Source organism: Sorangium sp. So ce448, assembly GCF_051520915.1.
In the GTDB taxonomy this organism is placed as follows: domain Bacteria; phylum Myxococcota_A; class Polyangia; order Polyangiales; family Polyangiaceae; genus Sorangium; species Sorangium cellulosum_B.
On record NZ_CP150343.1, the window covers coordinates 12,936,977 to 12,959,122 of the forward strand.

Below are 22,146 nucleotides of genomic sequence, written 5' to 3' on the forward strand. Positions count from 1 at the left end.
AGCTCACTTGGGGGCGTCGGCCGCGGGGGCCGCCGCCGGGTCGGCCGCGGGGGCCGCCGCCGGGTCGGCCGCGGGGGCCGCCGCCGGGTCAGCCGCCGGCGCCGCCGCCGGGTCAGCCGCCGGAGCCGCGCCCGGGTCGGTCGGGGCCGGGGCGCTGCCGCCGCAGGCGACGACGAGGGACGACACGGCGACGAGCGCAAGAACGAGCTTCTTCATGGAATCCTCCGAAAATGGGGCGGGTAGACCACCCTCAATCAACAGGCGTGTGAACCGCACGCAAATCCGGCGGCCACCACCCAGACGCCGCGGGGGGCCAGAACGGCTCACAGTTTTTTCGATGAGCCGCCCGGGCCCGACCAGGCGTCTAGAAAAGTGTGGGAACCTCGGGGCGCTCCTGATGCCGCTCTGGACAGGAGCTCAGGGCCCGGCGCTCCGCCCGGGCCGCTGCTCCGCCTCCCGCGAGGGCACCGCGATCACCGTTTGCTGTACATTTCCAGTCATGTCCCCTGGTACGAACGCATGGCTCTGAGACCTCAGCGAGGGCGCTTGCGCCTTGTCGAACCGGCCACCCCGGCTGCCCCGGCCGCGGAGGCCCAGGAGGACATGGGCGACGCCGGGCCCGCGTTCACTCCGGAGGAGCGCGGCCGCGGCGATGGCCGGCGCGCCCAGGACCGGCGGTCGTCCGCCGCGACCGGGCCGGCCGAGCGCGGGACGGGCCTCGCGGAGCTGCCGGACGCGCAGCTCGTGGTGCTCGGCGCCCGCCGGGACACGGGCGCGCTCGAGCAGCTCTACCGGCGGCACGTCGCCTTCGCCATCCACCTCGCGACGCGCATCGAGGGCTCTGCGCGCGACGTGGAGGACATCGTCCACGACGCGTTCCTCCGCGCCTTCGAGCGCCTCGACGATCTCGTGGATCCCGCCGCGTTCCGCGCGTGGCTCGGGTCGATCATCGTCCACAAGGTCCGCTCGCGGATGCGGCGCGCGCGGCTGCTCGGCGTGCTCGGGATGGGCAAGTCGAGCGAGCCGGTCGATCTCGACGCCCTGGCGAGCCCGGCCGCGTCGCCCCACGCGCGGGCGCAGATCGCGCAGATCTACGCCCTGCTCCAGACGTTGCCGGCCGACGACCGGATCGCGTGGATCCTCCGCTCGGTGGAGGGGCACGATCTCGAGACGGTCGCGCAGATGACGGACTGCTCGCTCGCGACCGTCAAGCGGCGGATTTCGCGGGCGCAACACTTCCTCGACGGTCATTTTGTAGATTCAACCAGCAGCGAGGTCTCATCATGAGCCGGCGAGGGCTACCCCGGATCGCCCCGGCAGATCTGCGCGACCACGCGACCGAGGAGCGGATCGCGCGCGTCTGGGACCGCATCGAGCACGACCTCGGGGCGCGCGAGCGCTCGTCGCCGCGGCGCGCGGGCATGGCCGCGATGCTCGCGGCGGCGACGTTCGCGGCGTTCGGCGGCGGCCTGTGGCTCGGGAAGTCGATCTGGAGCGACGAGCGCGCGGCGCCCGCGCCCACCGCCGTGGCGCCGGCCGACGACGCGCCGTCGCTCGTCGACGTGTTCGCCGCGGGCTCGCAGGGGCGCACCTTCCAGCTGCCGGGCGGCGGGAGGATCTCGCTGACGGCGGGCACGACCGTCGAGGTCGAGCAGGCGGACGGCGGCGCGCTGACGCTGCGGCTCGTGCAGGGCGAGGCGTGGCTCGACACCGTGAGCGGGACGCGCACGGCGGCGCTCGCGATCGTCGCCGGCGAGGCCCGCCTCGCGGCGGCGGCGGGCAGCGTGCTGCGCGTGAAGCACAACGTGGACGCGATCGACGTCAACGTCGCGGATGGCTCGGTCAAGCTCACGTCGCCGGCCGGCTCGCGGGAGCTCGGGCGCGGCGACGCCGAGGAGGGCGTGCCGATCCGGCAGCGGATCGCGGTCGTGGCGCCGCCGGAGCCCCGGCGCGCCCGCGCCTCGTCGCTCCCGCGCTCGAGCGCGGAGGTGGCGCCGGTCGAGCCGCCGCTGGCCGCCGCGCCGGCCGCCTCCGCCGCGCCGGACTGGCGCGCGCGGTACAACGCGGGCAACGTCGCCGAGGCGCTGCAGAGCCTGCAGCAGCAGGGCGGCGGCATCGACGGCGCCATCGCCTCCGCGAAGACGGCGAGGGAGCTGATGGACCTCAGCGACCTCCTGCGCGGGAAGGGCGGCGATCGCGCCGCGGCGATGCGCGCGTTCGCGCGCGTGGTCGAGGGCTTCCCGAGCGACGCGAACGCGCCGATCGCGGCCTACAAGCTCGGCGACATGCACGCGAGCATGGGCGAGCAGGCGCTGGCGGCGAAGTACTACGAGCAGGCGCGCTCGCTGTCGCCCGAGGGCAACCTCGCGGAGGACTCGTTCTGCAAGCGCATCCGCGCGGAGGTGGTCGCCGGCCACAAGGAAGAGGCCTCTCAGATGGCCAAGGAGTATGTGGCCAAGTACCCGGACGGCCGGTGCGAGGACGTCCAGCGGATCGTCTCCGGCGAGTCCGGTGAGGAGGCGGCCGAGCAAGAGGAGCACGCGGCCCCGCCGCCCCAGCCTCCGCCGGCCCCGGACGCGAGCCCGACGCCGTAGAGCGGGGGCGCCCGTCCACGTCGATCGCGCTCGGCCGAGCGCGGCGGACATGCTTGACACCCCTGGCGGTTCTGCGCTTGCTTGGTCGCTCGCCGCGCCGGAGAACCGCTCAGGATGACCACCGCCGTCCGCACCAGCTCTCTACCCGCCCGCAACGACGTTCAATCGCTCCCGTCGTGGAAGCTGGTGTTGCCCCGAGGCGGCTATGTGTCCTCGATGGAGGCGTTCACCACGGCGATGGGCGTCCCTGGCTTCGTGCTGCTCGATCTGGGCACGCTGGCCGGCGGCCAGGACGCGCACCGCCTCCTCGGGCTGCGGTACCTCATCGCGAACGGCGAGGTGTGGAGGACGCACTTCGGCTGGCAGCGCCCCCTGGAAGCGGCGCTGCGCAGGGCGCTGCTCGACGAGGAGCGGGTGCAGGAACTCCTCGCGGCGGCGGAGGGCCTGCTCGCGCGGATCCGGGACACGCGCGCGGCGATCACGGCCGCGGACCGCGACGGGTTCGCTCGCTACCTGGAGGGCGGGCTGCTCCGGGCGCTGAAGCGGCGTGAATTCGACGACGAGCGGCTCCTCAAGTTCCTGATCCTGGAGCAGGACGAGCCCTCGCTCCGCGACCAGGCGGCGGAGCTCCTGCGCTCCCGGGCCGGCGACCTCCTGCGGGAGGACGCGCAGGTGCTGGATCTCCTGTACGCCGCCGTGCATCGCCTGGACAGCTACCCCGCCACGACGGTGAGCGCGGGCCAGCTCAAGTACATCCTCGTCGCGGACAAGGGCGAGATGGGCGTGCGGGCGACGCGGGAGGCGATCGCGCTCGGCAAGATCCCCGTTGTCCTCTACAGCCTGCAGGACGACGCGAACGCGCTGCAGCTGCGGATCGCGCGGGAGGGCGGCGGGTTCGGGGTGGGGCTCGAGGGGAGCTTCCGCGAGAGCTACGCGAACTTCACCCAGATCGCGGACAAGGTGAGGGCCGAGTTCGAGCGGCGCTTCGGCGACGGCTGGCAGGACGAGCTGTCGCGCGCGGGGCTCTACCCCGGGTACGGCCCGCTGGCGGAGAACGCCGCGGCCATCCGGCACTTCCGCCAGAAGAACATCGTCTTCGTCGGCCCGATGCAGGACGTGGTGGAGAGCGCCGGCGACAAGCGCAAATTCCGCCTGATGGCCCAGGATTTCGACCCGACCGCGGTGACGCCGGGCATCGTCATCGACAGCGACGATCCGGGTGAGATCCAGCGGATCGTCCTCGAGGCCCACGCGGCTGGGCGCTTCACGTTCCCGGGGCGGCTGAAGGCCGCCAACGGCGGCGGCGGCCGCGGGCAGGCCGTCATCCCGACCGTGGAGCAGGTGCCTCAGGCCATCCAGAAGGTCCTCGGCGAGATCAAGGCGTACAACTGGCAGCCGGGCGTGATGTTCGAGCAGAACATCCCGGAGACGATCCACCTGGAGGTGCAGGTGCTGCGGGATCGCTACGGCAACGCGCGGCACTTCGGCATGCGCGACTGCAGCGAGCAGCGCGCGAGCCAGAAGATCCAGGAAGAGGCGCCGCCGGCCCTGCTCCGGCGGTACCCGGGCCTGGAAGAGCGCATCTGCGGGCTCGCCGTGCAGATCGCGGACCGCGTGGGCTACGTGGGCGCGGGCACCGTCGAGCTGATGTTCAAGGAAGGGAAGTTCTACTTCCTCGAGATGAACACGCGGATCCAGGTGGAGCACCCCGTCAGCGAGGAGACGTACGCCATCAAGCGGAAGCGCAGCCGCGTCCCCGTGAACCTCGTCGCGTGGCAGATGCGCATCGCGGACGGGCAACCCATCGATTTCGAGCAGGACCACGTGGTGCAGACCCACTGTAGCCGCGAGTTCCGCATCAACGCGGAGAGCTGGAATCCCGATCTCAGGGACTCGCGGGACGGCGGCAAAGGGCTGTTCCTGCCCAACGCGGGTATCTTCGATCGCATCGCGCTCCCCGACACCGACCCGATCCGCGAGGCGCTCGAGGAGAAGGGCCTCACCGACCTGAAGGTCCGCTTCGACTGCGGCTTCGAGGCGGGGGACGTCCTCGTGAACAAGGACCCGACGTTCGGCAAGCTCATCGTCTCCGTGAGCTGCAAGGACCCGGACAGGGCCTATGAGCTCCTGCGGCTCGCGTCCCTCGAGGTGCTGAAGAAGATGAAGATCGAGGGGCGGCAGGTGCGGCCCGACGGGACGCCCATCCAGGGCTCGCCCTTCAAGACGAACCTCCAGGATCACGTGCGCATCCTGCGGATGCCGCTGTTCAAGCGCCATTCGAGCGACGACGACACCGGACGTCACGTCAACTGGCTCGTGGCCGCGTTCCGCCAGGAGGCGTGAGCCGGGGAGACCGCCGCGGTCCGGTGAGAGGAGGCGCGGTCGGGGGCGGCCGCCCGGGCGGCGAGCGCGCTGTCTACCGGACGACGGGCACGGGGAGGGGCAAGCCGATCGAGGGCTCCGCGGCTTCGGAGACGTTGAACAGCAGGGCAGCGTGGCCGACCTGGGCGATGGCCTGCTCCGCCGAGTCGCAGAAAGGGAGCGCCTTTTGACACGTCGGCTCCCTCCAGCGTGGGTGATGCATGCACAGCGCCCCTGCCGAGGACCATGCCGCTTCGAACGAGAAGCCAGGAGCCTCCGGCAGATCCATGTTGGAGGTCGAGCGCGTCACGTTTTCCCAGAACCCGACGGTCATGCCATCTTGCGTCCACGAGACCCCGGTGCCGCAGTAATCGGCGCGCGCCATCCGGGTGCACGCCTCGTAGAGCTTCATCCCACCGAGGCCCGCTCGCGCGTAGCCCCAGTCGTAGCACTTGGCCACGGTGGACGTCACGCAGGCGAACGTGAATGCGTCGCTGTCTTCCGCGAGGTTTCCGCGCTCGTTCCAGACGCCAGGGAGCGGGATCGCCAGATGGCCATGGGTCCGGTCCGCCGGGTTGCGACACGCTGGAAACCGGGCGCCGCTCTGCGGATCTTCGAGCATCACGCGGTAATAATGAGGCCGATTGGCGTCCCTGCTGTCGTCCGCGTCCGGGATCACCTCCTCCTCGATGACGGCGGCCACGCGGAGAGTCCCCCCGCGGGCGCAGCGGAGGCTCGCCTGGAAGGTGGCTTCGGTCCACGCCACATCGAGGTCGCTGCTGACGAGTTTGCCCTCACGGACCTTGACGTCGGGGATGTGCGCTCCGTCGGCGTCGGCCGCGCTGCTCAGGGAAAAGCTCCTGGGCACCTCCACCGCCTCGCAATCGCGGCCGCCGGGGATGCCATCGCCGCAGTCCATGATGCCGTGGAGCGTCCTCCCCTGCTGTCCCCAGCGCTGCCCGAGCACGTTGGGGTCGATAATCTCGTCGAACTCCGTAGCCCCCACGCACTCTTTCAACGGCAGCAGCGCGCTCGTCTCGTCCAGCTCCACGTCGATCTCGACGACCTGCGCCTCGCCCGCCAGCGGTCCGGCCTCCTCGACGAGGGGGAGCGCATCGGCCGGCTCCTCGCCAACGCACGCAGCGCCGAGCAGGATGGCCGCGGCCCGAAGCGCGACGACCGCGGCGCGCTCCGCCCGCCGAAGGCTCGACGCGCCGCCCGCTGCGCCGCACACGCCGGCCCGCCGCGTCTCCACCCTGGATCCCGTGAAAAGCGCCATCTTGAAGCCTGCCTCTCGTCTCGTCTGCTCATGCGGCGCTCGCGCCTCGCCCCACGCGCGGGCCCGCGCCGCACACCGTATCTGGCAATCGGCGTGCCGCCCCAGCCGCCTGGTCGGCGGCGCCGCTCGCGGCAGGTCGAGCAAAGCTTGCTCTCCGGGCACACGCTCCAGCACGCAAGAACTGCCGAGCAAGCAAGGGTGGCTCAGCGCCCGGGACCGGAGTCCGCCGGAGCCCGAGGCGTCGCGCAGAGCCGCAGGCCGATGAGCGGGTTGCGGAGCGTCGGCTCGGCCACCTCGCGGTTGCTGCTCGCGCTCGACGCCGCGTCCTGATACCAGCTGCCGCCGCGGAGCACAGGCGCGCCGTCGCGCCCGGCCGATACCGTCCACTCCCACACGTTGCCCGCGAGATCCTGGACGCCAAAGGGGCTGTCGGAGGCCGGGTGCGCGCCTACCTCGTCGGGCCCGAAGCCGAGCGGCTCGCGGCCGTAGGTCACGTCGTGGTTGGCGTCGTCGGGCTCCAGCAGGTCTCCGCCGGGATAGACCCGGTCGTCGGCGCCGCGGGCGGCGCGCTCCCATTCGAGCTCCGTGCACAGCCGCGCGCCGGGCACGCGGCCGGTGCCGGCCAGCCAGGCCACATAGGCCAGCGCGTCCTCGAACGAGACCGCGGCGACGGGGAAGAGGCGCCAGTCCTGGACGGCGTGCCGCGCTCGCCCGGGGTAGCGGAGCAGCTCGCCCTCCCGCGCGCGGTACTCCTGCGCCGTGGGCCGCATCGAGAGCTCGAAGCCGCCGCCCTCCGCCTGGCGCAGCTCCAGCGCGTGCCAGTCCTTCTGCGCCGCGGGCGTGCGCCGCGCGCGCTCCTCCGGCGGCAGCGCGCGCAGGTACGCCATCCAGTCGGCCAGCGTGACCTCGCGCCGCGCGATGAGGTAGGCGCCCGTCTCGGCCGCGTGGAGCGGCTGGCAGTTGAGCATGCGCCGAAGCTCTCCCTCCTCCATCCCGAAGAGGAAGCGCCCGGGAGGCACGTAGACGAATCCCTCGGGGACGGCGCCCTCGTCCGGAAGCGCGGCGTCGATGCGCTCGACCTGGGCCCGCTCGAGCACGAGGGGCAGCGTGACCGGCGCGCGCCCCTGCGCCGTGAAGGAGAGCACGAACGATCCGCGCTCGATCTCGAGATCCTCGACGGGCGTCGTGCCGAGCGCGCGCGGCTCCGACAGGACGCGGCGGCCGCCCGCCACCTCGAACCGCCGGAGCGTCACCTCGGCGCCGGCCGGCGCGGTGACCACGGCGAGCCGCGCCGGCGCGCCCCAGCGGCGCCGGCGCTCGCCCCCGTCGTCGTAGGCGGCGAGCCGGCTGATGAGCTCGTCGCGCTGCTCGAAGCGCCGCTCGCGCTCCGAGAGCGCGGCGCGCTCGTACAGGGCGTCGCCGAGGAGCGCGCGCGCGTCGGCCCGGTCCGCGTCGCCGAGGCGGAGCGCGACCTCGAGCTCCTGCGACGCGCGCGCGTAGGCGCGATCGGCCTCCGCGGCGGCGGCGCGCGCGTCCTGCCATGCCGACTCGCCCCCGGCGGTGTCCTCTCCGGCGAACCGGGCGAGCGCGTCCTGTCCGAGGGCGCTCGATCGCTCCGACCCGGCCCGCGCCTCGGCCAGCGCGCGCGACGCCTGGCCCACGTGCGCGTCGACCCGCCGGTCGAGCGCCCGCGCGGCGCTCAGGCGCGCGGTGATCACGGCGGCGCCGACGAGCAGAGGAACGCCGAGCGCCGCGGCCCAGCGCGCCGCCGTGCGCCGGCGCGCAGCGCGGCGAGAGGCCGACAGGAAGGCCCGCTCCCGCGGCGCGAGCGCCTCGTCCGCGACGCCGCGCAGCTCGCGGAGCTGCCGGTCTACCCAGAGCGCGTCGGCGGGGCGGCCGAGCCGCTCCCACTCGGCGGCCGCGCGCTCGATCCGGTGGACCACGGCGCGGCGCTCGGCATCGCCGCTGAGCCAGCCGTGCAGGGTGTCCCAGCCCCGGATCAGCGCCTCGTGCGCGATCTCGTAGGCGCTCTGCGCCCCCGCCTCCGCCTCGCGGGCGACGAGCAGCCGCCCTCGCACGAGCGCGTCGAGCGCCGCCCGCGCGGCCGTCCTCGATCCGGGCCCGCGCGCCGCCGTGGCGAGCTCGGGCCCGAGCAATTCGGCGTCGGTCCGGTGCGCGCGCGTGCCCTCCGGGCTCACGAGCGCGAGCAGGATCCTCCGCGCGGCCGTGCGCTGCTCGGGGGAGAGCCCGCGGAGGACGCCGTCGGCGTGGCGCGCGAGCGCGCCCGCGACGCCGCCGAGCGCCGCGAGCGCCGCCGCGGGGATCTCGCGGCGCGCCTCGTCGCGGGCGTCCCAGAGCTCGGCGAGGGTGAACTGGAGGAGCGCGAGGCCGCCGTCCGCGCGCGCGGCCTCTGCGACCAGCGCCTCCACCGCGCCTGCGGCGAAGCGGAACCCCTTCGCCGCAGCAGGGCCGACGATCGCGTCCCGCAGCCGCTCGGGGGAGAGCGGGCGCAGGAGGTAGAGCGCCGGCGACAGCTCGTCGCCGAGGCCCGGCAGCGCGCCGAGGCGACCGAGGAAATCGCTGCGCGCCGTCGCGAGCACGCGCACGCCGCCGCCCCAGCGGAGCAGCCCGGCGAGGATCTCGGCCGCGAGGGCCGCCTCGGCGGCGCTCGCGAGCGTGCAGAGCTCCTCGAGCTGGTCGAGGAAGAGCAGCACCGGGGTCCCGCGCCGGCGGAGCTCCCGGCCCAGGGCCGCCGGCTCCGCGCGGAGCCGCTCGGTGAGCTCGCGCTCGCCTTCGCCCGCGAGCGGGCCGAGCGCCGACGCGAGCGCCTCGACAGGGCGCGGGCCGAGCCGCGCCGAGGCGATCGCCCACGCGCCGCCCTCGCCGAGCGCGCCCTCCGCGACGGCGGGGAGCACGCCGGCGCGGCAGAGCGATGACTTGCCCGCGCCGGAGTCGCCCGTGACCAGGACGAACGGCTGCGCCCGCAGCCGGTCGACGATCGACCGGACCTCCGCGTCGCGGCCGAAGAAGAGCCCGCGGTGCTCCGCCTCGAAGGCGAGCAGCCCGCGGTAGGGGTTGCCCTCCGGCGCGGCTGCCTCGGCGCGGCGGGCGACGAGCTGCTCGAGCGCCTCCCGGAGATCGTCGCCGGCGCCGAAGCGCCGCGCGGGATCGCGCTCGAGGCAGCGATCGATGACGGCGGCGAAGCGCGGATCGAGATCCGGCGCGAGCTCCGCGATCGGCCGCGGCGCGACCTCCTGCACCCGGCGAGGCAGGTCGGCCAGCGCGGCGCCGTGGTGGGGCGCCCTGCCGGCGCAGAGCTCGTAGAGCAGCACGCCGAGGGCGTAGACGTCCGCGCGCGGGCTCGGGGGCTCGTCGCGCCACACCTCGGGCGCCATGTACAGCGGCGTGCCGACGACATCCTCGCCGTCGCAGCGAGCGACCCCGGCGCGCGCCCCGCCCGGCCCGTCGCTGCGCGGGGGCGTCGTGATCGGCGCCGGCCCGCCGCCCGGCGCGCTGGGGACCGCCGCCTCCGCATCCCGAGAGCGCGCTGTCTCGGGCACATCGGTCCTGGTCGCGTCGCCGTCGTCCACGCGGGGGGCGTCGCCCGGCACGGACACGGTGGCGTCCGCTGTGTCCGCGTGCGCGCGTCCCGCCTCGTGCGACCTCGTCGTACCGAAGAGATCGCTGGGCGCCGGGCGCGTCTCCCCGCCGCGCTTCGCGCTGGCGCCGTCCGCGAGCCCGCCGTTGCAGCCTGCGGCGCGCGCCTCGAGCAGCGCCGCCGCTCCGCTCGCCTCGGGCAGGAGCTTCGCGAGGCCGAAATCGAGCAGCTTCACCTCGCCGTCGTCGGAGATGATCGCGTTCGCCGGCTTGATGTCGCGGTGGAGCACCCCGCTCCGGTGCGCGGCCGCGAGGCCCCGCGAGAGCGCGACGCCGATGGCGAGCGCCTCCTGCCAGCGGACGGGCTTGTCGAGCCGGTCGAGGCTCTGGCCGCGCACGTACTCGGAGACGAGGAACGGCCGTCGCATCACCTCGCCCACGCGGTGCACAGCCACGACGTTCGGGTGCGAGAGCCGGGCGATCGCCCGCGCCTCGGCGAAGAAGCGCTCCCGGGCCGCCTCCGAGGGGGACTCGGCCGCGATGAACTTGATGGCGACGCGCCGCGCCAGCAGCCGGTCCTCGGCGAGGTAGACCCGCCCCATCGCGCCACGCCCGAGGGGGCGCACGATCCGGTACTCCTCGAACTCCTCGGGGGGATCCCACGCTTCGCGCTCGGCTGGCCCTCTCGCGCTCACGGCTGCGCCGTCGCGCCGCGAGGCGGGGGGACTCCGGACCTGAGCACCGCCGCGACGCTGGGGCGGTGTGCTCACGATCTCGGCTTCGCCCCTCGCTGAGAGAGGCCGTATTGCTTCACCTTGAACACGAAGGTGCGGACCGGCATGCCGATGAGCTCCGCCGCGCGGGTCTGCACGCCCCCCGTGGCCTCGAGCGCCTCCTCCATGCGCCGGCGCTCGAGCTGCCGCAGCTCCTCGGCGATGGGCGCGAAGCGCCGGAGCTCGGCCGCAGGCGGCGGCGCGCTGCCCGGCGGCGCCGTCGCCGTCCCGGGCGAGGGCTGCTCCTCGGCGGCCCGCCCGGCTGTGCGCGAGGGGAGATCCCAGACCTCGACCCGGTCGCCCTGCATCGTCGCGGCCGCGAACTCCATGGCGTTCTTCAGCTCCCGGACGTTGCCCGGCCACGCGTGGGCGGCGAGCAGGCGGAGCACCGCGTCGGAGAGCTCGGCCGGCGGCGCGCCGAGCCGCTCGCGCGCCTCCGCCAGGAACGCGCGCGCAAGGATGGGGATCTCGCGGGGCCGCTGCCGGAGCGGCGGCAGGTCGACCGTGGCGGCGCCGAGGCGGAAGAGCAGGTCCTGCCGGAAGCGCCCCGCCTTGCACTCGGCCTCGAGATCGCGGTTGGTCGCGGCGACGACGCGGATGTCGACCTCGCGCTCGCGCACGTCGCCGAGGCGCGTGATGCGCTTCGCCTCGAGCGCCCGCAGGAGCTTCGCCTGGGCGCCGAGGGGCAGCTCGCCGACCTCGTCGAGGAAGACGGTGCCGCCGCTGGCGCGCTCGAGGAGCCCCGGCTTCGCGGCGGCCGCGCCGGAGAAGGCCCCCTTCTCGTGGCCGAACAGCTCGCTCTCGACGAGGGCCTCGGGCAAGGTGGCGCAGTTGAGCGGGACGAACGGCCCGCTGCTCCGCCGCGACCAGTGGTGGACGGCGGCGGCGGCGTTCTCCTTGCCGGCCCCCGTCTCGCCGAGCACGAGGACAGGCAGGTCGCTCTGGGCGAGCCGCCGGATGAGATCGTAGAGCCGGATTATCGCGGGATCCGCGAGGAGCAGCGCCTGCTCCCCGAGCCGGTGCCGCACCGTGGCAGCCGCCGCGGAGGCGAGGCCGCCCGGGGTCGCGGCCTCGGCGGCCGCACGGGCGACGGAGAGCAGCGTGTCGGCGTCGCAGCCGTCCGCAGGGAGGCAGGCGACGCCCGCGCGCAGCGCCGGCGCGACCGGGGCGAGCGCCGCCACGAGGTCGGTCGCGGCGGCGAGCGCGGCGTCGCCGGTGAGCTCCGGGACGACCGCGGCGAGCTGCGCGGCCCCGCCCAGGCCGACGGTGTCCATGAGGCGCACGGCGGAGATGGCCCGCTGGCCCGCCTCGGGCCGCGCGCCATCGCCGAGCAGGACGGCGATCACGGCGAGCGGAGAGCCGTAATCGGCGGCGCGCTCGATCTCCTCCTCGAGCCGCTGGCGCAGCTGCGCGGCGTCCGCCACCCGCCGGCTCACCCGCGCCTCGCAGCGCAGGATCAGCGCGATCTCGCCGAGCGTGATCACGTCCCCGGAGCGGAGCGCCCGCGCCCCCTCGATCCGCTCGCCGTTCACGCGCACGCCGTTGTGGCTCTCGAGATCGGAGATCCGCACCTCGCCGTCGGCCACCATCAGCCGCGCGTGCCGCCGGGAGATCGCGCTGCTCTCGATGCGGAGATCGGCCTCTGCGGCGCGCCCGACGAGCACGGCGCCGCTCGCCGGTAGGAAGAAGCGCGACGACGATCCGCCCTGGATCACGAGCAGGTGCGGGCGCGCTCCGGCGGGCGTCGCGGACGCGGCCGCGAAGGATTTCGTCTCCTCGGTCGGGTCGGGGGGCGGACGCATCGACGCGTCAGTATTGTTCGAGGCGGCACGCCGCACAACGCGCGCGCGCGGCGCGCTTCTATCTCGCGAGCGGCGTGTGGATCGCGATGTGGAAGCACGCTGGCGGGGGTGGGAGTCCCGGAGGCTCGGCGCGGGACACGGCGTGACGAGAGCGCCAGCAACGAAATATTACGAGCGCGCGGCCGCTCTCGCTCGACGGGCGTGTCGCGGTGGAATCGCTCGGCCGGCGCAGCCTCGGCGACGTGGTCGCGGACCACAAGAAAGAGGCAATTCAGATGACAACAGGGTATGTGGCCAGGAACCCCGATGGCCCGTGCGAGGATGCCCAGCGGATCATCTCCGGCGCGGAAGCCGCCGCAGAGGACGGGCCTCCGCCGCCTGCGCTCGGGGCGCGCCCCACGCCGGGAGCCGCCCGCGCTCGCCCTCGCCGCGTTCGTCCTCCTGCTGGGCTCTGCCCTCCCCGCCGCGGCGGCCGAGCCGCGCGCCGTCGTGGCGATCACGGGCCGCGCATCCGCGCCGGCCGCGCCGCGGCTGCCCGACGCGGCGGCGCCCATCGAGGTGCGCGTCGCCCTGTCGCGCGGCGCGGCGGAGGAGGTCTCCAGCGTCCGCGTGCGGCGCCTGCTCGAGATCGAGCTCCCGGACGGCGCGGCGCTGGCCGCCGAGCCCGTCGGCCCGCTCGGCGACCGCGTCGCGACCGTGTGGGTCGATCGGCCCACCGCGGCGCGCCTCGAGATCCAGGTGCGCCTCGACGGCCGCGCGGTCGTGCGGCGGCAGATCGCCGTCTCCGGCCTCACCTCGGACGTGGCGGCGCGGCTCGTGGCGATCGCCGCCTCCGAGATGATCCTCGCCGAGATGCGCCGCGCGCGCGCCCCGCGGCGGCCGCCGTCGCCGCGGCGCCCCACGCAGGACGAAGTCGAGCTCGCCTCGCGCGATCTCGACACCCTGTCCGTCTCGGCCGGTCCCTACGCGGCGGTCGTCTCGGGCGGGCCGCGGGTGCTCGGCGGGGCCGGCCTCGCGCTCGGCCTGCGGCGCCTGCGGCTCACGGAGTCGCTGTTCGCCCGCCTGCTGGCCGAGCCGTCCGGCGGCGAGCCGCTGCGCTGGATCGAGGCGGGCTTCTCGGGCGACTACCGCTTCTGGCTGGCCGCCTCGTGGCGCCTCTCGATAGGCGCCACCGCCTCCGTCGCATCGCTCAGGCTGCCCGCCGCCGTCTCCGTCGATGGCATCGCGGGCGAGCGCGATACGTGGTCCGCCCGCGCTGGCCTCGGGCTCGGCGTGGAGACGCGGCTGGGCGGCCCGGTGTGGCTCGGCCTCACGCTGGACCCGGGGATCGTGCTCCGGCCGGCGCGCTACGAGGGCGCCCGTGGCGAGGCGGGCGCCGTCGAGGGGGCCTGGCTGGGGATCGGCCTCTCGCTCGCCACGGAGCGGCGCTCCGCGCCGCTGCGGTGAGGGTGAGGCGCGGTGAGGGTGCGGCGCGGTGAGGATGCGGCGGGCGCCGCCCGCTGGCGCAGATCCGCGGTATCGTGATCGCTGATGGATGAAGAGATCCTCGAGCAGCTGCGTGAGCGCTACACGTCAGGGAACCTGATCGTCTTCGCAGGCGCCGGCGTCTCGGCGGCCGCGGGCATGCCCACCTGGAAGCAGCTCGCCGAGAAGCTGCGCGACCGGGCGCGGCGGCGGAGCGCGGATCCGGCGGTCATCGACGAGATCCAGCAGTACATCTCCTCGAACCAGCTCATCAACGCGCTCTCCGCCGCGAGGCTCGCGCTCGGGCCGCAGGACTTCAACTGGACGGTCGACAAGGAGCTCGACGACACCGGCCGCGACGTGCCGGAGCTGGCGCGGGCGATCGCCGCGCTCAAGCCGAAGCTCAAGGCCGTGCTCACCACGAACATCGATCGCTTCCTGGAGCGCGCGTTCCAGGGCGAGTGGCGCATGGTCGATCGGCCGGCGGGCGACATCGCCATGGACAGGTGCTTCATCCTGAAGCTGCACGGCACGCTGCGGGCGTGGGACACCTGGGTGTTCTCGCGCGACCAGTACGACCGGGCGATCTTCGGGTCGCCCCTGCTCCAGGACGCGTTCGGCGCCCTCTACCGCACGCACTCCATCCTGTTCGTGGGCTTCGGACTCGCCGACGACAACATCGACCAGACGCTCGCCCGGGTGCGCGCGCTCTCCGGCGGGCAGCCGCCGATGCACTTCGCGCTGCTCCCGAAGGGGGTGCCGCCGTTCCGCCGCCGGCTGCTCGAGGAGTCGGGCGTCCGGCTCATCGTCTACGAGAACCAGGCGGGCGATCACGCGGAGGTCGCCCAGGTCCTCCTCGGCCTGGAGCCGGGCGCGGCGCCTCCGCCGCCGCCGCAGGCCGCTGCGCCGCCGCACGCGGCCGCGCCGCCGCGCGCCGGTGCGCGGGCCCAGCAGCAGTCGTCGCCCACGTTGCCGTCGTCGCTCGTGAAGGCGATCGCCGCGTCGCAGACGTCGGCCCCGAGCGCAGCGGCGGCGCCGCGGCCGGTGCGCGTCTTCTTCTCCTACGCCTCGCGCGACGCGGAGCTCCTCGCGCGCCTCGAGGCGCACATGACCCCGCTCAGGCGGGAGGGGCTGATCGCGCCGTGGCACAGCGGGAAGATCGACCCGGGCGAGGACACCGAGCGCGCGATCGGCGAGCAGCTCGAGGCGGCCGACCTCGTCCTCCTCCTTGTGAGCGCGAGCTACCTCGCGTCCGAGCAGGGCGACGCGCAGGTGACGCGCGCGATGGAGCGGCGCGCCGCGGGGCAGGCCGTCGTCGTGCCGATCCTGCTCCGCCCCTGCGACTGGGAGACGACGCGCTTCGCCGAGCTCCAGGCGGTGCCGCGGGACAAGAAGCCCGTGACCAAGTGGCCCGACGAGGACGAGGCGCTCCTCCAGGTGGTGCGGGAGATCCGCGCGGTCGTGACGAAGCTGCGCCCGTCGCTGAGGTGAATCTGCGCGCCCTCGCCCGGGCGGCGACCCTGCCGCGCTCGGGCGGCGGCTCCGGGATGCGCGAGCGGCGGCTCGGCCGGCGCCGGGCGTATTCCGTACTCTTCCGCCTCATCGGCTCGTGAAGGATCGCCGCTCCGCGTGATCGGCGCCGAGCAGCCCGGCGTGCCCGGAGGGCTCTCTGGATTTTCTCGGGCTCTTCCGGCCCTCTGGCCTTGTCGCGCTGCGCGCGCCGCAGCGGGCGCGGATGCACATCGGGACGCGCATGCGGCTTGCTATGCCCGCTGGGCGCACAGCGCGAACGAGCGGAGAGGTGGCCATCGTGAGCCCATTGCACAGAGAACGGATGGTGACGGCGCGCGAGAGCAGCCAGCCCGAGGCGCGGTTCGCCGACGAAGAGATCCCACCCGAGTCGGGCCGCCAGCCGGCCGTCTACACGGCGCGCGGCGGGCCCACCGGAGAGCCCTGGCCGGAGCGCGCGCCCGTGCTCACGCCGGAGGAGGCGCGCGAGCTGTCCGAGCGCTGGAGCGCGATCCAGGCGGGCTTCATCGAAGCGCCGCGCCTCTCGGTCGAGCAGGCCGACGCGCTCGTGAACGAGGTGATCCAGCGGGTCACGCAGAGCTTCCGGGAGGAGCGCGCCACGCTGCAGCGCCTCATCGACGGCGAGCCCGGGCGAGCGGAGGCGTCGACGGAGGAGCTCCGGCTCGCCCTGCGCAGGTACAGATCGCTGCTGGGGCGCCTGCTAGCGCTTTAGCGCTCACTCCGCCCGCGCGTGAGGCGACATTTTCGCCGGGCTGCCGTCGCCGACCGACGCGAGGACGCGCTCCACCACCGGCGCGTGTTGCGCGAGCAGCCGGGACGGCGCGACGCCCAGGGTCACGATGAGCGCCAGGATCGACAGCAGGACGGCCCGCTCGCGGAACAGGAGCGGCGTGATCGCGGCGGCGCTCGCCCGGCCGCGCGGGATCGGGCCCAGGAAGGTGCGCTGGAACGCGCGGAACATCGTGATCCCGTTGAGCGCCGTCGCGCCCAGCATCATCACCGCGGGCACGGCGTGCACGTGCAGGATCCCGTGCAGCAGCAGATCCTCGCCGATGAACGTCAGCGCCCCTGGGAAGCCGATCGCCGCGAACGCGAGCAGAAAGAAGAAGGCGGCCATGCGCGGCGTCCTCGCCACGAGGCCGCCGAGCTCCCTCATGTCCGCCGTGCCCGTCCGCGCCTCGATCGCCCAGACGACCATCGCCACCCCGGTGACCGCGATCGAGAGGCCGAAGCTCTGGATCAGCGCGCCGCTCACGCTCTGCGGGTTCATCGACGCGATCCCGAGGAGCACGAGCCCCTTCTGGCTCGCCACGAGGTACCCGATCATCCGACGGAGATCCGTCTGCGTGAGCGCGAGGATCGCGCCGTGCACGGCGCTGATGAGCCCCAGCACGGCGAGGAACGGCATGTGCTCGGCGCAGGCATCGGGCAGGAGCGGCACCGCCACGCGGACCAGCACGCAGACGCCGACCTGCATCTCGGCGAGCAGGACGGTCACGCCGATCGGCCCTCGCTCGAGCAGCACCGGCAGCCAGCCGTGGAACGGCACGGCGGCCATGCGCATCAGCACGGAGATGCCGATGAGCGCGAGCAGCGGCGACTGCCACGCCTCCGGGATGCCGGCGCGGGCGACCTCCTGGATGTCGAACGGCAGCGCCGCGCCGCGGCGCGCCGCGAGCGCGGCCATGATGCCGATCCCTAGGACGAGCGGCGCCGCGCCGCCGATCAAGAAGATGCGGTAGGTCCGCCGGAGGAGCTGATCGGACGCGCCCCTCCCGGAGGTGAGGCGCGCGCCCGGCAGGAGCGCGGCGACCCACGCCACGGCGAGCACCGCGAGGTCGGTCGCGCAGTAGACGCCGAGGATGGCGCTGCCCGTGGCGAGCAGCGCCGCGAGGTTCGGCCGGTCGAGCGCGGCGCGCGGGCCCGAGGCGATCAGGGCGAGCAGCATGAAGCCGAGCAGCGGCAGCAGCGAGGCGCTGAAGCCGTCGAGGCCGAGCCGGAGGCGCACGCCGAGCAGCGGCATCGCCGGGCCCATCGCGTCGAGGGCGACGCCGCCGCCTGCGTGGAACACCGCGAGCGCCGCGAGCGCGAGCAGCAGGGTGAGCGCCGCGCCGGCGAGGGCCACGCGGCGGGCGGCATCGTCGCCGCGCGCGCGGGAGGCGGCCAGCGCGGCGAGCGCAGGCGCGAGGACGAGCGCCGAGAGGAGCAGGAACATCGTCATGATCGCGCCTCCTTCGCGCCGGCCGCGGCGGCCGCGGCGACCGCGGGAGCCGCCGCCCCCGCGCGCTCGCCGCGCGCGCTCCCGGCGACCGCGCCGCCGGGCTCACGCTCGGCGACGCCGCTCAGCGCGGCGACCCAGCGGCGCTCGAGCCGGTCGAACGCCTGCCCGAGGCGCATGCACGGCGCCGCGATGAACCGCTGCTGCAGCGCCTCCACGTGGAAGCGCTCGAGGGCGAGCCAGTACACGCGCCGCACGAGCGGCGCCGGCAGCAGGCGGGAGGCGATCCCGAGGTGCGGCAGCGGGTCGCCGGCGTGCGCGGCCCGGATCTCCTGCGCGTCGCGGAGCGCCGAGGGCGCGCGCAGCATCTGCAGGCACCGCAGGCACGCGTGCGCGAACGGGTGCACGAGCGCGAGCCTGTAATAGCCGAGCCCGATCTCCACGAAGATGATCCCGACCTGGGACATCGTCGCGTACGCGAGCGCGCTCTTCACGTCCGCCTGCACGCGACCCACCAGCGTCCCGTGGACGGCCGTGAGCGCGCCGACGACGGCCACCGCCGCGCTCGCCGCGGGCGAGCGCTCGAGCACGGGCGCCGCGCGCAGCATCAGGTACACGCCCGCGTGGATCGAGATCGCGCCGTAGAAGAGCGCGCTCGAGGGCGTCGGGCCCTCCATCGCCCTCGGCAGCCAGCTGCCGAGGGGGAACTGCGCGCTCTTGCCCATCGCGGCGAGGAAGAGGCACAGCGCGAGCGCCGTCGCCCCGGAGGCGCTGATCGCGGCGGCGGGCCCGGGCCAGGCGGCCCCGCCGAACACCTCGCCGAAGCGGGAGGAGCCCGCGATCTCGTGCATCAGCACCACGCCCACGAGCAGCCCCACGTCGCAGAGCCGGTAGGTGATGTAGACCCTGAGCGCCGCCCGCGCCGGCGCCGCGCGCTCGTGGAAGAAGGCCACGAGGAGCACGCTCGTCACGCCCACGAGCTCCCAGCCGATGAAGAGCAGGTCGAGGCTCCCCGCGGACACGAGCGCGAGCATGCCCACCGAGAACAGGGCGAGGAGCAGGAAGAACCGCGCGAACCCCGCCTCGCGGTGCAGGTACGCGACCGAGAACCTGCCGGCGACGAGCGCGATCAGCGAGACGAGCACCATCATCGTCGCCGACAGCCGGTCGACGAGCAGGACGACGTCGAACGCGTAGCCCGACGCCTCGAACCAGTGCCCGAGCTCCACCGGGAGGAAGGCGTGGGGCGAGAGGACGGACGAGCCCCAGACGACGAGCGAGGCGGCGAGCGAGATCGAGAGCGAGGACAGGACGACGCCCGACACGACCCGCTCGCTCGGCGTGCGCAGGAGGAGCAGGAAGGCGCCGAGCGCGGCGAAGGCCGCCGCCGGAGAGAGCACAGCGAGCGCGGTGAGCTTGCCGAGGACGAGGTCAGGCAGCATGGTCGGCGATCTCCAGGGAGGGCCGCGAGGGCGTGGCGCGGATGATGGCGGGCGGGACGAAGCCGCTCTTGCCCGCGTACCAGTCGAGCGACCGCGCCACCTCGGGCAGCGGGCGCTCCGGGGGCGTGAACGGCGCGAAGGCGCCGCGGGTGAAGCGCGCGATCTGGCCCGTCGCCGGATCGAGGCAGGCGAGCTGGATCCAGCCGTTGTGGATGAGCTCGCGGAGCGCCGGCTGCCGCGCGCAGATCGCCGCGGCCGTCTCCGTGCTCGTCTCCACGACGGTGAGCATGCGCACCGGCTCGTGGATCTCGATCATCTGCTTCGGCAGGCCGGTGCGCAGATCGCTCAGCGCGCCGTCCATGACCCCGAGCAGCGAGGCGAGGTTGTGCGGGAGCTTGGTGCCGGCGCCGTAGCGGAGGTTGTCGACGCGGGAGAAGTAGTACTCCAGGTTGATCCCGGCCCCGACCGGCCCGGCCGAGAGCAGGACGCGCTCGAGGATCGCGCCGGAGGGGTCCTGCGTCGGGTCGTACGAGACGAGGAACACCCGGCGGTCGAGGAACAACCCGCGGGTGAGCTCGCGGCGGCCGATCACGCAGACGGCGTTGGTGGCGTGGCCGAGCTCGGGCCGCGCCTCGCTGAGGTCCACGGCGCGCGCCTCGACGTGCGCGAGCGCCTGCTCGGGGCTCAGGCGCGCCGGGGCCGACGCGAAGCGACGGCAGCGCTCGTGCGCGTGCCGCTTGCGCGCCTCGCCGAGGGCGTCCTTGAGCGCGGCGATCTCGCCGCGGTGCGACGCCGGCGCGAGGTGATCGTCGTAGAGGACGATCTCCTCCGTCGTCGTGTTGTTCATCCCGCCGAGGAAGAAGGTCCCGTCCGGGATGTCGATGCCGCGCTCGCGGAGCTGGGCGCGCACCTCCCGGTCGTTGGCCATGGCGGCGAACAGCCGCGCGTTCGGGCCGCCGTGGCGGCCGCCGCACGCGCCGCAGTCGTACGCGGATTGGTGCGGGTTGTTCACGCTGATCGAGCCGTGGCCGAGCATCACCACGAGCGGCGCGAAGCGCCGGGTGAGCCCCATGATCTCGAGCGTCGCCGCCACCCGCGCGGCCTTCTCGGAGGCCGTGAAGGCCCCGCCTCCGCGGCCCTGCGCCGTCCCCTCCTCGTGCGGGCTGTGGAGCTGGGTCGGCACCGCCGGAAGGAGGCGGCGCTCGAACGCGCGGCGCAGCCGCGCGTACGCCCGCGGGAAGAGGGTGCGGCCGACGAGCGGGATCGTGGAGAACAGCCCGAGGGTCGGCGTGAGCAAGACGCCGCGCGAGAGGGTCCGGGTCCCGTGCCCGAGCGCATGGACGAAGCGCGCCCAGCGCCTGCGCCGCGCCTTCCGGACGAGCGCGGCGCCCTCCTCGCGGGGTCGCTCGACGATCTCGTGCGCCGGCGCGACGTTGACAGGGCAGAGGCTCGCGTGGCCTGCGTCGTCGAGCCCGCGGTAGCGGATGGGCACGCCGAAGAACCCGGCGATGCCGAGGGTCTCGTGCCGCGGGGAGAGCTCCTCGAAGTGCCGCCGGAGCCCCTCGCAGCGGTCGTCGATGCAGAGCGCGACCTGGAACCGGGGCGAGCGGACCGCGCGCTCTTCCTCCGGACGGCGCAGGTTCGCCGCGATGCCGTGCAGCACCTCGACCCGGTGGTGGTGCTCGTAGGCCTCGTGCAGGAGGCGCCGCCGCGCCGTCTCGTCGAGGCCCTCGAGCACCTCGAGCGCCCAGACGCGATCCGCCGCCGAGAGCGGCTGGATCTGGGCGACCGACAGCCCAGCGAGCTGGGCGAGCTGGAACAGGCGGAAGGGCCTGTCGCCGTCGGGCGAGCGCGGCGGCGGCTCGACGGGTCTCGCGGCGCGCCGGGCGTGCTCGACGAGCCCCGCGAGGGGCCCCCGGTACCCGAGCCTCCGGCGCGCCACGTCGCGCAGCGCGTACCGGGCGAGCGTCAGGCGCACGGCGAGGTACTCGAGCAGCGACGCCGGCGGCGCGCCCGCGGGCCGGTCGCTCGGCGTGTGCTCGAAGCGGTGGACCATGCCCGCCCAGCCCGGCAGCTCGAGCAGCACGCGCGTCACGTAGCCCTCCCAGCGCTGCTCTGCGACGCCGAGGTCGCGCAGGGCGGCGACGGCCACGGCGGCTGGCGGCATGTTCGCCCCGATCGCGCGGAGCTCCGCGTCGAGCCCGGCGAAGTGCGCGCCGGCCGGCCTCGACCCCTCCAGCACGAGGCCGCGGAACGCGCGGAAGAGCCCCTGCGCGCGGTCCGGCATCGCCCAGTGCGCGACGCCCTCGTCGAGGTAGGCGCCGAGGAGCCGGATGAAGGGCGGATCGATGAGCTCGGCCGGATCCTCCCCCGTGATCGCGAGCAGGAGATCGCGGTGCGATCGATCGACGCCCACGCGATCGACGAGCGGCGGCTCGGCGGGCTCCGTCGGCGGCAGCGGCACGCCGCGGCAGGCGTCCCAGAGGGCGAGCGCGGCGCGGGACTCCGGGTCACGGCCGCCCTGGTCCAGGAGGCGCGCGGCGGCGTGGGGACGCTCGGCGAGCCAGCGCTCCGTATAGACGAGGAGGCGGTGGTACGGCCCGGACGGCAGATCGGGCCGGAGCTCGCGCGTCGCTCCCGTCTCGGCGATGCGCCACCCCAGCCCCGCCTGGGTAGCGGTCTCGATGGGGAAGCGCAGCGCGAGGCGCTCGATCTCGATGCGTGACAGCGGGCCTCGGCGCTCGTCAGGCCTCTCGGCGAAGCGCTCGGCGAGCGCCGCCTCGATGTCCTGGTCGTCGATGCGGCCCGACGCGATGTGCGCGCGGAACTCCGCCTCGGAGAGGTACGGCTCTGCCTCGAACAGCGCGCTCGCCGCGGCGAGCGCGTCGTGGAACGGCAGGTGTTGAAACGCGTGCAGCGTGTTGTGGTGGACGAACACGCCGATCGGCCCCTGTGCTGGCAGGAAATGACCGACGTGCTGGAGGAGGGCGCGCAGTCGCTCTTCTGGAGCTTCGCCTGCGCCGAACGTCGAACCTGGTTCGTTCATGTCAATCGTGGAGTGGTATTGTCGTTCAAAGTTGCCTCAT

At 74.5% G+C, this 22,146-nt stretch carries 13 protein-coding genes; 6 read left to right on the forward strand and 7 right to left on the reverse strand.

The genetic code is table 11. The features are described from left to right. Positions 1–3 precede the first annotated feature (3 nt). A complete protein-coding gene (locus tag WMF45_RS48595) occupies positions 4–216 on the reverse strand; it encodes a hypothetical protein (RefSeq protein ID WP_437713947.1) in 213 nt (70 codons plus the stop codon). Positions 217–546: 330 nt separating this feature from the next. On the opposite strand from WMF45_RS48595, the gene WMF45_RS48600 reads away from it, so the two are divergent. From WMF45_RS48600 to WMF45_RS48610, 3 genes are all read left to right on the forward strand, one after another. Further along, positions 547–1,287, forward strand: coding sequence for an RNA polymerase sigma factor (locus tag WMF45_RS48600; RefSeq protein WP_437713949.1), 741 nt, complete (start codon positions 547–549; stop codon positions 1,285–1,287). Next, entirely contained in the window at positions 1,284–2,594 is a 1,311-nt protein-coding gene (locus WMF45_RS48605; RefSeq protein WP_437713951.1) for a FecR domain-containing protein, read from the forward strand. Before WMF45_RS48600 ends, WMF45_RS48605 begins: the two co-directional genes overlap by 4 nt. 114 nt (positions 2,595–2,708) lie before the next feature. Next, positions 2,709–4,937: a biotin carboxylase N-terminal domain-containing protein gene (locus tag WMF45_RS48610; RefSeq protein ID WP_437713953.1), complete on the forward strand. Its 2,229-nt coding sequence runs from the start codon at positions 2,709–2,711 to the stop codon at positions 4,935–4,937. 73 nt (positions 4,938–5,010) lie between these two features. Here the strand turns inward: WMF45_RS48610 and WMF45_RS48615 are convergent, their stop codons facing one another. The 3 genes from WMF45_RS48615 to WMF45_RS48625 form a co-directional block, all read right to left on the reverse strand. Continuing rightward, positions 5,011–6,234 carry an ADYC domain-containing protein gene (locus WMF45_RS48615; RefSeq protein WP_437713955.1) on the reverse strand — a complete coding sequence of 408 codons (1,224 nt, stop codon included), beginning with the start codon at positions 6,232–6,234 and terminating at the stop codon, positions 5,011–5,013. Between the two features lie 203 nt (positions 6,235–6,437). Continuing rightward, positions 6,438–10,526 (reverse strand): nSTAND1 domain-containing NTPase, encoded by a 4,089-nt coding sequence (locus WMF45_RS48620; protein WP_437713957.1) that lies wholly within the window; start codon positions 10,524–10,526, stop codon positions 6,438–6,440. A gap of 71 nt (positions 10,527–10,597) precedes the next feature. Then, positions 10,598–12,406 carry a sigma 54-interacting transcriptional regulator gene (locus WMF45_RS48625; RefSeq protein ID WP_437713959.1) on the reverse strand — a complete coding sequence of 603 codons (1,809 nt, stop codon included), beginning with the start codon at positions 12,404–12,406 and terminating at the stop codon, positions 10,598–10,600. Positions 12,407–12,712: 306 nt separating this feature from the next. Here WMF45_RS48625 and WMF45_RS48630 point away from each other — a divergent pair, with 306 nt between their 5' ends. The 3 genes from WMF45_RS48630 to WMF45_RS48640 all read left to right on the forward strand — a co-directional run bounded on the left by WMF45_RS48630 (position 12,713) and on the right by WMF45_RS48640 (position 16,112). Further along, positions 12,713–13,852: a hypothetical protein gene (locus WMF45_RS48630; RefSeq protein WP_437713961.1), complete on the forward strand. Its 1,140-nt coding sequence runs from the start codon at positions 12,713–12,715 to the stop codon at positions 13,850–13,852. A gap of 84 nt (positions 13,853–13,936) precedes the next feature. Next, entirely contained in the window at positions 13,937–15,361 is a 1,425-nt protein-coding gene (locus WMF45_RS48635) for an SIR2 family protein (RefSeq protein WP_437713963.1), read from the forward strand. Positions 15,362–15,680: 319 nt separating this feature from the next. After that, complete coding sequence (locus WMF45_RS48640) at positions 15,681–16,112, forward strand: hypothetical protein (RefSeq protein WP_437713965.1); 432 nt, start codon at positions 15,681–15,683, stop codon at positions 16,110–16,112. 3 nt (positions 16,113–16,115) lie between these two features. On the opposite strand, the gene WMF45_RS48645 is transcribed toward WMF45_RS48640, so the two are convergent. Genes WMF45_RS48645 through WMF45_RS48655 form a run of 3 tightly spaced genes read right to left on the reverse strand, consistent with a single transcriptional unit; the run spans position 16,116 to position 22,106 of the window. Further along, positions 16,116–17,621 carry a complex I subunit 4 family protein gene (locus WMF45_RS48645; RefSeq protein ID WP_437713967.1) on the reverse strand — a complete coding sequence of 502 codons (1,506 nt, stop codon included), beginning with the start codon at positions 17,619–17,621 and terminating at the stop codon, positions 16,116–16,118. Then, entirely contained in the window at positions 17,618–19,060 is a 1,443-nt protein-coding gene (locus tag WMF45_RS48650) for a proton-conducting transporter transmembrane domain-containing protein (RefSeq protein ID WP_437713969.1), read from the reverse strand. Before WMF45_RS48650 ends, WMF45_RS48645 begins: the two co-directional genes overlap by 4 nt. Next, on the reverse strand, positions 19,050–22,106 hold the full coding sequence (locus WMF45_RS48655) for a YbcC family protein (protein ID WP_437713971.1): 3,057 nt from the start codon (positions 22,104–22,106) through the stop codon (positions 19,050–19,052). Before WMF45_RS48655 ends, WMF45_RS48650 begins: the two co-directional genes overlap by 11 nt. Positions 22,107–22,146 lie beyond the last annotated feature (40 nt).